Genomic DNA, 13,563 nt, shown 5'->3' on the forward strand with positions numbered 1-13,563 from the left:
CATCGGAACATGCGCCGCTATCCGGCGTAGGATTGGGGCGGCCTCTCGCAAGAGCAGGCCGCCCTTCGCGCTTTTGAGGACCCCGACATGACCCAGACCCGCAGCAAGGCCCGGCTCGAAATCCGGCAGGCAAAGCTCAAGGACGTGCGCGCCATCGGTGATCTCGTCCGCCGCGCCTATGATGACCTGCCCGCTTACACGCAGGGGGAGATCCGGGGGCAGATCAACAACTACCCGCAAGGCTGCTTCGTCGCGGTGCTGGACGGGGAAATCGTCGGCTATTGCGCTTCGATGCGGCTCGACGAACGGGTCGCGCTGTCGGATCACACCTGGGACGAAGTGACCGGCAACGGCTTCGGTTCGCGCCACGATCCGACCGGGGACTGGCTCTATGGCTATGAACTCTGTGTCGATCCTCAGGTGCGCGGGACGCGGCTCGGACGGAGGCTCTATGAGGAACGCCGTGCGCTCGCCGAGAGGCTCGACCTCACCGGTATCGTGTTCGGTGGGCGTATGCCGGGCTATGCACGTGCAAAACGGCGCAAGAGCAACCGCGCAGAAACACCGCAGGAATACCTCGACCTGATCATGGAGGGGAAAGTCCACGATCCCGTCCTGCGGTTCCAATTGGCCAACGGCTTCGAACCTGCAGGTATCCTTCCCAAATACCTTCCGGAGGACAAGGCGAGCCGGGGCAACGCTGTGCGCATGGTCTGGCGCAATCCCTATGTCGATGCCGACGCGCCGCGAAAACATCGCCTGCCGCGCGATGTCGAAGGGGTAAGGATCGCAACCTGCCAGCTTCAGGCGCGGGCCGTGAAGGACTTTGACGAATTCATGAAGAGCGTCGAGTACTTCGTTGATGTTGCATCAGATTACGAAAGCGACTTCATCGTTTTCCCTGAGATGTTCACGCTGATGCTGCTGAGCGCGGAGGAAGACGAACTCTCCCCGCTCGAAGCGATCGAGGCGCTGTCGGAATACACACCGCGTATCCGCACCGCGCTGTCGGAAATGGCGCTCGCCTACAACATCAACATCATCGGCGGATCGCACCCGACGCGCATGCCGGACGGCGACATCCACAACGTCGCCTATGTCTGCCTGCGCGACGGATCGGTTTACGCGCAGGAGAAGATCCACCCTACCCCGAACGAGGCATATTGGTGGAACATCAAAGGCGGCGACACCATCGACGCGATCCCAACCGACTGCGGGCCGATCGGGGTGCTGATCTGCTATGACAGCGAGTTCCCCGAACTGGCCCGGCGTCTGGTCGACGAAGGGGCGCGGATCATTTTCGTCCCGTTCTGCACCGACAGCCGGCAAGGATACATGCGGGTGCGCTATTGCGCGCAGGCCCGCGCCATCGAAAACCAGTGCTATGTCGTGATGAGCGGCAATGTCGGTAACCTGCCCAATGTTGCCAACATGGACATACAGTACGCGCAAAGCTGCATCCTGACCCCTTGCGATTTCCCCTTCGCCCGCGACGGAATCGCCGCGGAGGCGACCGAGAATGTCGAAACGCTGACGATCAGCGACGTCAACCTTTCCGACTTGCAATGGGCCCGCGCCGAAGGGACGGTGCAGAACCTCGCGGATCGGCGTTTCGACCTTTATCGCATCAAGTGGGACAAACGGGTCGGCAATATCTCCGATCCGCTTGGCGAAGGCGCCGCCAACACTCCTGGAACCGCCGCAGGTGGTCATGGTCACGGAGGTGGGTGACTTGTCGAAGGTTGCTGGCTAATCCATTGCCATGGCAGGTGAACTGACCCTCTCTCCGGTAATGTCCGACGCGCTGGTGATCCTAGGATCGGCCGGTATCGTCATCCCCGTGTTTGCGCGTTTCCGCATCACCCCGATTATCGGATTCATCCTGATCGGCATCCTTGTCGGCCCGTTCGGGCTCGGGTCGATGGTGGATCAGGCCCCTTGGCTCAGACACATAACCATATCAGAGCCAGATCATCTCACTCCCTTCGCCGATTTTGGGATCATCCTGCTGCTGTTCGCCATCGGGCTGGAATTGTCGTTCAATCGCCTTTGGCAATTGCGAAAGCTGGTGTTCGGGCTTGGCAGTCTCGAATTGTTGATCATCGGCAGCGTTTCGGCGGCTTTCTTCGGATATTACAACGGGATGGATTCCACCGCCGCATTGGCGCTGGGATTTGCGCTCGCGTTCTCCTCCACCGCCATCGTGTTGCCGATTTCGGGAACGCGCTCCCCGGTGGGCCGTGCGGCGCTTTCGATGCTGCTGTTCGAGGACATCATGATCGTGCCGATCATCTTCATCCTCGGCGCGCTTGCACCCAATGCGCAGGCCGACGGGGTTGGCGGCTTAACCGACACGCTGATCCAGGGCGGGATTGTGATCCTGCTGCTGCTCATTGTCGGGCGCTTTGCCCTGCCCCGGCTGTTCAGCCAGGCAGCGCGGACCAAAAGCCCGGAGTTGTTCCTCGCCGCGTCACTGCTCGTCGTAATCGGCGCCAGCCTTGCCACGGCAGCAACCGGACTTTCACCGATTGTGGGCGCGCTGATCGCAGGTCTTCTGATCGCGGAAACCGAATACCACGGCGAAGTGGAAACCATCATGGAGCCGTTCAAAGGGCTTGCCCTTGGCGTGTTCCTGATCACCATCGGGATGAGCATCGATCTGCGGGCCATCTGGGCGGATATTGGCAATATCATGGGCGCTGTCGTGGGCGTGCTGGTGTTCAAAGCGATCGTCACCGGAACGCTTCTAAGACTGATGGGAGCACGCCGCAGTACAGCCACCGAAACCGGCGTGTTGATGGCCAGCCCCAGCGAAACCACCCTGATTGTACTGGCAGCGGCGACAAGCGCGCTGGTGATCGAAGCGGAAACCGCGCAATTCTGGCAAATCGTCACCGCAATCGGGCTTACAGTGACGCCGCTTCTCGCCAAGCTTGGCCGGGTTATCGCGCGCCGGGTGGAGGCGGCCCCGGAATTGCCCGAAGAAGACAATGATGAAGCCCGCACCATCATAATCGGCGGTGGCCGCGTAGGCCGCTTGATCGCGGACATGATGGTCGCGCACGATCAACCCTATGTCATGCTCGATTCCGATCCTGATCTGATCGATCGGGCCAAGCGCGACGGATATCGGGCGACCTTTGGCGATGCCGCGCGGGGCGATGCGCTGACCCGGCTCGGCATCGAAAAGGCTCCGGCTCTTGTGCTGACGATGGACGAACCCGTCCTCGCGCAACGGCTTGTGGGCAAATTGCGGGCCGAACACCCCGATCTGCTGATTGTGGCGCGTGCACGCGATACCGATCACGCCGCCGCGCTCTATCGCGCCGGAGCAAGCCATGCCGTTCCGGAAAACCTCGAAAGCTCGCTGCAACTCTCGGAAGCCGTGCTGGTGGACATAGGCGTGGCAATGGGCCCGGTGATCGCCTCGATCCACGCCAAACGCGACGAGTACCGGGAAAAACTCGAAGTCGAAGGGGGCCTTAGCGAAAAACCGAAACTGCGCACGAGCTGACGAGCGCGGATGCGCTCATCGCTCGCCTGCACCGTCAGGCGTTGACCGAAGCCAGCGCAGCCTTGACCGCGGCAATCGCTTCGTCTGCCTTGCTTCCGTCCGGGCCACCACCTTGAGCCATGTCGGCACGGCCACCGCCGCCCTTGCCGCCCAGCGCTTCAACCCCAGCGCGCACCAGATCGACCGCGCTGAACCTGTCGGTCAGATCATCGGTAACAGCGGCTGCAATCGCGCCCTTGCCTTCGTTAACCGCGACGATTGCCGCCACGCCCGATCCGAGCCGGGTCTTGGCCTCGTCGAGCAGCGGGCGCAGTTCCTTGGGGTTGAGCCCTTCGATCACCTGGCCGCTGAATGCCACACCGGCAACGGTTTCGTCCTGCCCTGCTGCTCCGCCAGCGCCTGCGCCGCCGCCCAGCGCCAATGCCTTCTTCGCTTCGGCGAGTTCCTTTTCGAGCCGTTTGCGTTCGTCCAGCAGCGCGGCGATGCGCGCAGGAACTTCCTCAGGCGTGGCGCGGATCGCGCCTGCTGCGGCTTTCAGCATTTCCTCGCGCCCGACGAGCCAGTTGCGAGCGGCGTCGCCTGTCAGCGCCTCAATCCGGCGAACGCCCGATGAAACCGCGCTTTCAGAAACGATTCGGAACAGGCCGATATCACCGGTCGCACGGACATGGGTGCCGCCGCACAGTTCGACCGAGTAATTGCGCCCGCCGTTCCCGGCGCGCCCCATCGAAAGGACGCGGACTTCGTCGCCATACTTTTCGCCAAACAGAGCCAGCGCCCCTGCCTCGACAGCATCATCGGGGCTCATCAGGCGAGTGGAGACGGGTTCATTGGCGAGGATTTCGGCGTTTACCTCGGCCTCAATCGCCGCAATCTCGTCAGCTTCCAACGCCTTGGGGTGCGAGAAGTCGAAACGCAAACGGTCTTCAGCCACGAGCGAACCCTTTTGCGTCACGTGACCGCCCAGCTGATTGCGCAGAGCGGCATGGACAAGGTGCGTAGCCGAATGGTTCGCGCGGATCTGGCTGCGCCGCGCCGTATCGACGGCCAGCTGAACCGTGTCGCCAACCGCGATGGCCCCCGCCGAAATGGTCGAATGGTGCGCGTGAAGGCGGCCCAGCGGCTTGCTGGTGTCCGTCACACTGGCCGAAAAGCCCGAAGGATTGGTGATCGAACCGGTGTCGCCGGTCTGTCCGCCGCTTTCGCCATAGAACGGGGTCTGGTTGGTCAGGATGACGACGGAATCACCCGCGCCCGCGCTGCCGACTTCGGCGCCGTCCTTGACCAGGGCGACCACCGTGCCTTCGCCCACTGTGGCGCTGTAGCCGGTGAATTCGGTCGCGCCTTCGCGCTCGGCGATATCGAACCAGACTTCTCCCGATGCCGCCTCGCCCGATCCCTTCCATGCAGCGCGTGCCGCCGCCTTTTGCTGGGCCATGGCTTCGTCGAAACCGGCGCGGTCGACATTGATGCCACGCACGCGCAGCGCGTCTTCAGTCAGATCGTAGGGGAAGCCGTAAGTGTCGTAGAGCCTGAAAGCGGTTTCCCCGTCGAGCTCGCCGCCCGCCGACATGTCGGCGGTCGCCTCGTCGAGCAGCTTGAGACCCTTCTCAAGCGTCCGGCGGAACTGCGTTTCCTCGCGAAGCAGCACTTCCTCGATCAGGGCCTGACCGCGCTGTAGCTCAGGATAGGCCTGCCCCATCTCAGTGACGAGTGCCGGGACAAGCCGGTGCATCAACGGTTCGCTAGCGCCGAGGATATGCGCATGGCGCATGGCGCGGCGCATGATCCGGCGCAGCACATAGCCGCGACCTTCGTTGGAAGGCAGCACCCCGTCCGCCATCAGGAAGGATGTCGAGCGCAGGTGATCGGCGATGACCCGGTGCGAAGCGGTGTGTTCGCCCTGAGCGGCAACCCCGGTTAGTCCTTCGGATGCAGCAATCAGCGCCTTGAAGGTGTCGGTATCGTAGTTGTCATGCACGCCCTGCATCACGGCAGCGATGCGTTCGAGGCCCATGCCAGTGTCGATCGAAGGACTGGGCAGGTTCGTCCGGGTGCCATCCGCAGCCTGTTCGAACTGCATGAACACGAGGTTCCAGATCTCGATGAAGCGATCGCCATCCTCGTCAGGGCTTCCCGGAGGACCACCGGGAATGTGATCGCCGTGATCGTAGAAGATTTCCGAACACGGGCCACACGGGCCGGTGTCGCCCATTGACCAGAAATTGTCATTGGTCGCGATGCGGATGATCCGGTCCTCGGGAAGGCCGGAAATCTTGCGCCAGAGGTCAAACGCCTCGTCATCGGTGTGATAGACAGTTGTCGTCAGCCGATCCGCCGGAAGGCCCCACTCACGCGTCAGCAAGTTCCAAGCATTGAGGATCGCCTGTTCCTTGAAATAGTCACCGAACGAGAAATTGCCGAGCATCTCGAAAAAGGTGTGATGCCGTGCCGTGTAGCCGACATTGTCGAGATCATTGTGTTTGCCCCCGGCGCGAACGCATTTTTGTGAGGATGTGGCGCGCGGTGCCGGCGGGGTTTCGAGGCCGGTGAACACGTTCTTGAACGGAACCATCCCGGCATTCACGAACATGAGCGTGGGATCGTTGTACGGAACCAGCGGCGCGCTCGGCATCTGGGCATGATCTTCCTTCCCGAAGAAGTCGAGGAAGGACCGGCGGATATCGTTTGTCGAAGTCATGGAAACGCAGTTAGGCAATGCTTTGCGGAGCGACAAGCGAAAGCAGCGCGTTTTGGTTCATTCGCGCGAACGCTGTGGCGACACGGCCCGACTTGTGGCGGGAATGCGCAACTGATCGGCAGCGCGCCAGGCAGCAATCCAACGAAAAACCGGCGCAAGCCACAATCCTTCGGGGAAAGGATGACTTGCGCCGGTATTCCGTTTGTCCGGACAGGAGAACCCGAAGGCTCCGCCCTGCCCGCTTGAAGAGCCGATGTCGTCAGTCCGCGTCCGGACCGGTCATCATCTCCTCGGCGACCTCGTCGGTTTTACCGCGAATGGCGGCTTCCAACTTGTCGCAAACTTCAGGGTTTTCCTTGAGGTAGACCTTGGCGTTTTCGCGGCCTTGGCCAATCCGGATGCTGTCGTAGGAATACCAGCTGCCCGATTTCTCGACCACACCGGCCTTCACTCCGAGATCGAGGATTTCGCCGATCTTCGAAATGCCTTCGCCGTACATGATGTCGAATTCGACCTGCTTGAACGGCGGCGCCACCTTGTTCTTGACCACCTTGACGCGAGTGGTGTTGCCGATGATTTCGTCGCGATCCTTGATCTGGCCCGTGCGCCGGATGTCGAGACGCACCGAGGCGTAGAACTTGAGCGCGTTGCCACCAGTGGTGGTTTCCGGGTTGCCGTACATCACGCCGATTTTCATGCGCAGCTGATTGATGAAGATCACCATGCACTTCGAACGGTTGATCGATCCGGTCAGCTTGCGCAGCGATTGGGACATGAGCCGCGCCTGGAGGCCGACATGGGAATCGCCCATCTCGCCCTCGATTTCGGCGCGGGGAACAAGCGCCGCGACCGAATCGACCACCAACACGTCTACCGCGTTCGAGCGGACCAGCGTGTCGGTAATTTCGAGCGCCTGCTCACCCGTATCGGGCTGCGAGACGATCAGCTCGTCAATGTCCACGCCCAGCTTCTTGGCATAGACGGGATCCAGAGCGTGTTCGGCATCGACGAACGCGGCTGTGCCGCCCGCCTTCTGAGCTTCGGCAATGACATGCAGCGCCAGCGTCGTCTTGCCCGAGCTTTCCGGGCCATAGACTTCGATTACGCGGCCTTTGGGCAGGCCTCCCACACCGAGCGCGATATCGAGGCCCAGCGACCCGGTCGAAATCGCTCCGACCTGCATCGCTTCCTTCTGGCCCAGCTTCATCGCCGAACCCTTGCCGAAAGCCCGATCAATCTGTGCAAGCGCAGCGTCGAGCGCCTTTTGACGGTCCACGTCTTTTTCCTTTTCTACCAGCTTAAGTTGCGTAGCCATCGCATGCACTCCTTCGCTTGCCTAGGGCCAGTTATCGAGTTTTAACCGGGCCATTGAGGCCACCCCTATGGCGCCCCCTGTTGGAGTTCATGTATCTGATTTGTTCCACAAGAACAAGAGTGGAACAAAACTTTTTTTCGCGCGCCATATCCCGTTATCAGGGACGCTTGCCCGCTTTGGCCGATCGCATCACCGATCCAACCTTTTCGCTGATCGACGCGACGCTGAACGGTTTGGCGATGAAGTGCATGTTGGGGATGTCGATTTCGCTGCGCAGGTTTTCCTCGGCATAGCCCGACATGAACAACACCGGGATATCCGGCCGCTGCTTGCGAATTGCGCGCACCATCGTCGGGCCGTCCATCCCCGGCATCACGACATCGCTCACCACCAGATCGAATTCGGTGCCCTTGGCAATTGCGGCAAGTCCCTCTTCGCCGCCCGGGCAGGCGGTGATTTCATACCCAGCCCGCGACAAGGCGCGTTCCGCCACGACGCGCACCATGTCCTCGTCCTCGACCAGCAGGATGCGCCCGCCAACCGACGATTCGGACGACTCCTCAGGCACAGCCACTTCCTTGCGCCGCGGCGCCTCGCCGTGATGGACCGGGAAATAGATGGTGAAGCGCGCGCCCGTAGGCCGGCCTGCACCGTCAGTAAGATTGTCGGCAAAGATGAAGCCACCCGATTGCTTGATGATGCCATAAACAGTCGACAGGCCGAGCCCGGTGCCCTTGCCCTGTTCCTTGGTGGTAAAGAACGGCTCGAACAGCTTGGGCATGACTTCGGGCGGAATGCCGCCGCCATTGTCCTGCACGATCAGCACCGTGTAGTCTGCGGGCGGAAGGATTTCCGATCCCAGCTTGACCGAATCGCGCGCCGTGATGTTGCGGGTGAGCAGCGAAATCCGCCCTTCCCCTTTCGGATTGCCCGGGCCGCCATGCGCGCCGTTCATGTTGATCGCGTCGCGCGCGTTCACGGCAAGGTTCATGATGACCTGCTCAAGCTGCTGCGGATCGGCCCGTACCGCCCCCAGATTGCGATCATGCTGGACGTGATAGCTGATCTTTTCACCCAGCAGCCGCTTGATCAACGGGCTTACCTCGCTGACGACATCGGGCAATTGCAGGATTTCGGGCCGCAAGGTCTGCTGGCGCGAGAATGCGAGCAACTGACGGGTGAGCGATGCGGCGCGGTTGGAATTGGCCCTGATCTGCTGGATGTCGTCATAGTCGCTGTCGCCCGGCGTGTGCCGCAGCAGCATCAGATCGCAAGTGCCGATGATGGCGGTAAGGACGTTGTTGAAGTCATGCGCGAAGCCGCCCGCCAACTGGCCCACAGCCTGCATCTTGGTCGCTTGGGCGACTTGCCGCTTAAGCTGGGTTTCCTCGGAAGAATCGGTCAGGCTCAACAGCACCGCTGCCTCGCCCAGTCCCCGCACCCCGGCGAGGCCGAGCGAAACCGGCTCGTCGGGCTGGAACACCAGCCGCACCGCCATGTCGCCGCTGGTTGCCGGGCCGCGCCCATGACGGCGTACCGCGTCCGACAAAGCTGCCTTGTCCTCGCGCACGACCAGATCGGTGGGGAATGGCGGCAGGCCGCGCTCCACCCGGTCAACCGAACGCAGGAACGCGTCGTTGCCGAACAGGAAGCGGCCATCGCGATCGGTCATGGCAAGGCCCAGCGGCAATTGCGCCAGCAGCGCCCCCAGCTGCGCGACACCGGCATGCGAGGCGCTGTCCCAACCGTTTCCGATGCCCACGCCGCTGTCGACCAGCAGCATCAGCGATGCACCGTCGTCAGGACCCGGCACGACACCTGCTTGCGGAGGCTCGGAGAGCGGCACGTCGATCAGCGTTTGCGGGGTCCCGCCGCGCCCTTCTCGGGCGAAGAAGATGCGGTCACGATCGTCAGCGCGCAGCAGCGAAGCGAAATCCTGACCCGCCAGCGTCGCCGCTTCGTCTCCCGATGCACGCTCGGCGAAACCGGCGCTTACGCTGCGAATGATGCCGTCAGGCCGGGTGATCGCTGTTTCGATACCGGCGCGGCTAAGAGCGATGCCGAGCGGGCCTGACAGATCGAGTTCCGAAAGCAGATCCCGCTTGGTCGCCGAGATCCGGTTGAAGCGCCAGATCAGGTGATCATCACCCCGCCCGGCCCGCACGGCCGCGACGCTCCATCCGGTTTCCGCACCTTCCTCAAGCGTGTCGACCTGATCCGAACCGTCGCGCCAGGCGATGCGGGCGATGCGGCTGAGGATTTCAAGCTGAGGCCGGTTGAGCGGAAGCGACGGCGGCGCACTACCGGCGCCGAAGGCTTCGACATAGGCAGAATTGGCGCAGACCAGCCGGTTGGCCCGATCGGTAATCGCAATCGCGCTTCCCCGATCCTCGATCGCGGCAACTGTTACCGACCAGTCGGGCGGCGAGAGTTCCGCTTCAGCCGGCTTTGCCTGCATCCGCTCGAACGCGAAGGCGCCGAGCAGCAGTACGGCAAGCGCACAGCCATATACTGCGGCGGCAACCGGGCTAGAAGTGGTCAGAAAGATGATCGCGGTGCTCACCACCATGGCCGCAGCCACTGCGACAAGGACGTTCCTTGCCGAAGTATCGCCGGATGGTGTTTCTGCGATTTCGGAACTCACGATCAATACCGTCTCAATAGGCGAACCGGGCCGGGCTGGCCCTGAGCGGCAAGACTACTTGGGGTTGAGCCTCTGGTCGAGCCGGTCTTCAATGCCTTTCAAGCGTTTTGCCCGCTTGCGTGCAATGATCACGCGCCAGATCGCACTGGAGAGCAGATAACCGACGGCTGAGGTGATCACAGCCAGCACCGCAAAGCCGACAACGGTAACCCCTGCGACTTCGAAGGCGTCGATGATCCACTGCCACGCGCCGCTTTCCAGCTGTTCTGTCGCCACCCCGGCAGTGGCCGCGTCGATCCGCAGGATGAAGGCACCAACGCGGTTGGCGACCACCAGCCAGAAAGCCAGCGTGAACGGATTGGTGACGAAGGTCGTCAGCGCTGCGAGCGGCACGTTTGCCCGTGCCGGGAGCGCGAGGAAGGCAGCAATGAAAATCTGCCCGACCGGAATGATGAAAGCCGCAAACAGGCCGAGCGCCACCCCGCGCGGGACGGAACGGCGGGTAAAGCGCCACAATTCCGGGGAAAGGAAGCGGTGGGCTATCGGGCGCAGATACTTGTTGCGCGCCATCTCCTCACGCTTGGGCATGTTCTTGCGGATCCAGTCCGCAGCCATGGTGTTCTTACCACCCGACTCGCGAGTTTGCTTGGTAGCCATATCACGCAGCGCCCATGCGCTTCATGCAGGGCGAATACAAGCGTCGCAAATGGGATGAAACCGGAGCCACCATAATGTCTATATGGATACGACTTTTCGTCTGACCACCGGGTTAACCGACAGGCCCGGACCTTTTCACGAAAAAACCGAAGAAAATTACCCGCGTTCGCGCATCAGCCGGGCCTTGTCGCGCTTCCAATCGCGATCCTTGATGGTCGCGCGCTTGTCGTGCGCCTGCTTGCCCTTGGCCAGCGCCAGTTCGACTTTCGCCCGCCCGTGGCTGTTGAAATAGATCGACAGCGGAACCAGCGTCATGCCCTTGCGCTCGACCGCGCCGAACAGCTTGTTGATCTCGCGCTCATGCAGCAGCAGCTTGCGCGGGCGGCGCGGCTCGTGATTGAGCCGGTTGCCGTGGCTGTATTCCGGAATGTTGGCGTTGATTAGCCAAACCTGCCCGTCGCGCACCTCGGCATAGCTTTCGGCGATGGTGGCCTCCCCTGCGCGCAGCGCCTTCACCTCGGTTCCTTGCAGGGCCAGACCCGCCTCGAACTTGTCCTCGATATGATAATCGAACCGCGCACGCCGGTTTTCGGCGACGGTTTTCTGCTTGTCGAAGGTTTCTGGTTTGGGCCGGGCCATGATGGCCGTGCAGATAGGGAAGTTTTCGCCGCTCGCAAAGGGTTCTGGCCCACGCGATGCGGCGGATCCACGCGAAACTTGAAATATGTCGGGGTAGCGGCAATGGTCAGTCAGGCAATTTCGGGGTCCGACTTTCATGCAATTCTTCCGCACCATCACCGCTGCGCTGATGCTTGGCGCGCTCGCGCTTTACGTCCCTGCTTCGGCTCAGCCGATGCCCCCGCCTCCGGTCGAGTATTACGGCGATCTGCCCGGAATAGAGGAAGTGATCGTTTCGCCGAGCGGCACCTATGTCGCCTTGCTCCAATCGTCCGGAGGAGAGCGCGTGATCAGCATCCTCGATGCCGCAGGCTCGCCGGTGAAGCAGCTGGCGGTGGGAGAGGCAAAAGTGCGCTCGATCGAATGGGTCGGCGAACAGGCGATATTGCTAATCCGTTCCGAAACCGGCCGCCTGCCACGCCAATACCTCCAGTCCAAGGCCGAGTTCCTGCGCGGCAACGTCATCCCGCTTGACGATCGCAGCCCGGTCGTCTCGATCTTCGCGCAGCAACGCTCCATCGCCAACGCCATCGCCGGGCTTTATGGCGTTCGCCGGGTCGATGGCCGCTGGATGGGGTATTTCGGCGGGTTCCGCATGGGCGCCACATCGGGCGATCGCAATCGCTTGCTGGACGGTCAGCCGGCGCTGTTCGCGGTCGATCTTCTCACGGGCGAGGCCGATCTTGCCGATTACGCCGGGGACTGGCCGGCCCTGCGCCGGTGGCTGGTCACCGACAATGGTGAAGTCGGCGCACGCCTCGAACTGGCGACCGATACCGGCGAATGGTCGATCCGCAACGGATCGGGCCGCACAATCGCACGCGGACAGTCGGATCAGGGGGAAGTTTCCCTGACCGGGTTCGACGCGAACGGCGCCTCGGTGATCTACTCGACCTATGACGAGAACGCCGGGTTCACCCGCCGTTTTTCAGTGCCGCTCGAAGGGGGCGAGCCGCAGGAGGTGTGGACCCAGATCGGACTGCAACGCTTCATCTTCGAGCCGTTTTCGGCGCGAATCCTGGGCGTCAAACTCGAAGGCGACGTGGTCGAATTGTCCGATCCGGCCAAGCAGCAGCGGCTGGCGGACGCGCTGGCGGCGTTCTCTTTTGCGTCCAGCAGCCGGATCGTCGACTGGACCGCAGATTTCGGCACCATTATCGCCAAGACCAGCGGCAATTACGACAGCGGAACATGGTTCCGGATCAACGGCGCAACGGGGGAACGCGGCATCATCGGGCTTGAATACCCCGCGATTCAGGGTCCGGTGATCGGCAAGGTTTCGACCTTTGGCTACAGCGCTCAGGACGGGCTTGAAATCGAAGGCATTCTGACGCTGCCGCCGGGACGCGAGGCAACGGCCCTGCCCGTGATCATCTTCCCGCACGGCGGCCCGACCGCCCATGACATCGAGCGGTTCGACTGGTGGGCACAGGCATTTGCCGCGCGCGGTTATGCCGTGTTCCAACCCAATTTCCGCGGCTCGACCGGACGCGGCCGCAGCTTCGTCGACGCCGGCGACGGCGAATGGGGCCGCAAGATGCAGAGCGATCTTTCGGACGGGCTCAGCGCCCTTGCGGAACAGGGCATTGTGGACCCGGACCGGGCGTGCATCATGGGCGCGAGCTATGGCGGCTATGCCGCGCTGGCCGGAGTGACTTTGCAGAACGGACTTTATCGCTGCGCGGTTTCGGTCAACGGGGTCAGCGATGTCGAGCAACTCTATCTCGAAGAACGCACCTGGCGGCCCAGCGTCATAAACCGCTCGCTGGACCGGCTGTTCGGCGCAGGGGCCAATCTCGACGCGCTTTCCCCTGCGAGGCGGGCGGGACGCGCGGATGCTCCGGTCCTGCTGATCCACGGACGCGACGATACGGTGGTCCCGTTCTCGCATTCGGCGAAGATGGCCGACGCTCTGCGCGACGCGGGCAAGCCGGTGGAGTTCATCGAACTCGAAGGCGAAGACCACTACCTCTCCAATTCCGCCACGCGCAAACGGATGTTGCAGGCCACCGTCGACTTCATCGAACGCCACAATCCACCGGGCTGATTGACAG

At 62.3% G+C, this 13,563-nt stretch carries 8 protein-coding genes; 3 read left to right on the top strand and 5 right to left on the bottom strand.

Translation table 11 applies throughout. The features are described 5' to 3' along the window. The first annotated feature begins 87 nt into the window (after positions 1 to 87). Both L1K66_RS11835 and L1K66_RS11840 read left to right on the top strand, forming a co-directional pair. Entirely contained in the window at positions 88 to 1,731 is a 1,644-nt protein-coding gene (locus L1K66_RS11835) for a GNAT family N-acetyltransferase (RefSeq protein ID WP_252258060.1), read from the top strand. A gap of 31 nt (positions 1,732 to 1,762) precedes the next feature. Next, positions 1,763 to 3,514, top strand: a complete 1,752-nt coding sequence (locus L1K66_RS11840) for a cation:proton antiporter domain-containing protein (protein ID WP_252258061.1) — start codon at positions 1,763 to 1,765, stop codon at positions 3,512 to 3,514. A gap of 34 nt (positions 3,515 to 3,548) precedes the next feature. Here L1K66_RS11840 and alaS read toward each other — a convergent pair whose 3' ends face one another. The 5 genes from alaS to smpB form a co-directional block, all read right to left on the bottom strand. Then, positions 3,549 to 6,215 carry an alanine--tRNA ligase gene (gene alaS, locus L1K66_RS11845; protein WP_252258062.1) on the bottom strand — a complete coding sequence of 889 codons (2,667 nt, stop codon included), beginning with the start codon at positions 6,213 to 6,215 and terminating at the stop codon, positions 3,549 to 3,551. A 259-nt stretch (positions 6,216 to 6,474) separates the two neighbouring features. Beyond that, positions 6,475 to 7,530: a recombinase RecA gene (gene recA / locus L1K66_RS11850; protein WP_252258063.1), complete on the bottom strand. Its 1,056-nt coding sequence runs from the start codon at positions 7,528 to 7,530 to the stop codon at positions 6,475 to 6,477. A 157-nt stretch (positions 7,531 to 7,687) separates the two neighbouring features. Then, positions 7,688 to 10,099 (bottom strand): response regulator, encoded by a 2,412-nt coding sequence (locus L1K66_RS11855; protein ID WP_252260504.1) that lies wholly within the window; start codon positions 10,097 to 10,099, stop codon positions 7,688 to 7,690. Positions 10,100 to 10,228: 129 nt separating this feature from the next. Next, a complete protein-coding gene (locus tag L1K66_RS11860) occupies positions 10,229 to 10,762 on the bottom strand; it encodes a DUF2062 domain-containing protein (protein WP_034954866.1) in 534 nt (177 codons plus the stop codon). A gap of 225 nt (positions 10,763 to 10,987) precedes the next feature. Continuing rightward, on the bottom strand, positions 10,988 to 11,470 hold the full coding sequence (gene smpB, locus L1K66_RS11865) for an SsrA-binding protein SmpB (RefSeq protein WP_034954389.1): 483 nt from the start codon (positions 11,468 to 11,470) through the stop codon (positions 10,988 to 10,990). Positions 11,471 to 11,606: 136 nt separating this feature from the next. Here smpB and L1K66_RS11870 point away from each other — a divergent pair, with 136 nt between their 5' ends. Continuing rightward, positions 11,607 to 13,556, top strand: a complete 1,950-nt coding sequence (locus L1K66_RS11870) for an alpha/beta hydrolase family protein (RefSeq protein WP_252258064.1) — start codon at positions 11,607 to 11,609, stop codon at positions 13,554 to 13,556. Positions 13,557 to 13,563: the final 7 nt, after the last annotated feature.

The sequence above is a fragment of the Erythrobacter aurantius genome (assembly GCF_023823125.1).
Lineage (GTDB): Bacteria > Pseudomonadota > Alphaproteobacteria > Sphingomonadales > Sphingomonadaceae > Erythrobacter > Erythrobacter aurantius.

What these genes read in the sequence shown, in the direction of transcription:
- L1K66_RS11835 (WP_252258060.1), top strand. Translation starts at nt 88, where the DNA reads ATGACCCAGACCCGCAGCAAGGCCCGGCTCGAAATCCGGCAGGCAAAG.
- L1K66_RS11840 (WP_252258061.1), top strand. Translation starts at nt 1,763, where the DNA reads ATGGCAGGTGAACTGACCCTCTCTCCGGTAATGTCCGACGCGCTGGTG.
- alaS (WP_252258062.1), bottom strand. Translation starts at nt 6,215, where the DNA reads ATGACTTCGACAAACGATATCCGCCGGTCCTTCCTCGACTTCTTCGGG.
- recA (WP_252258063.1), bottom strand. Translation starts at nt 7,530, where the DNA reads ATGGCTACGCAACTTAAGCTGGTAGAAAAGGAAAAAGACGTGGACCGT.
- L1K66_RS11855 (WP_252260504.1), bottom strand. Translation starts at nt 10,099, where the DNA reads ATGGTGGTGAGCACCGCGATCATCTTTCTGACCACTTCTAGCCCGGTT.
- L1K66_RS11860 (WP_034954866.1), bottom strand. Translation starts at nt 10,762, where the DNA reads ATGCCCAAGCGTGAGGAGATGGCGCGCAACAAGTATCTGCGCCCGATA.
- smpB (WP_034954389.1), bottom strand. Translation starts at nt 11,470, where the DNA reads ATGGCCCGGCCCAAACCAGAAACCTTCGACAAGCAGAAAACCGTCGCC.
- L1K66_RS11870 (WP_252258064.1), top strand. Translation starts at nt 11,607, where the DNA reads ATGCAATTCTTCCGCACCATCACCGCTGCGCTGATGCTTGGCGCGCTC.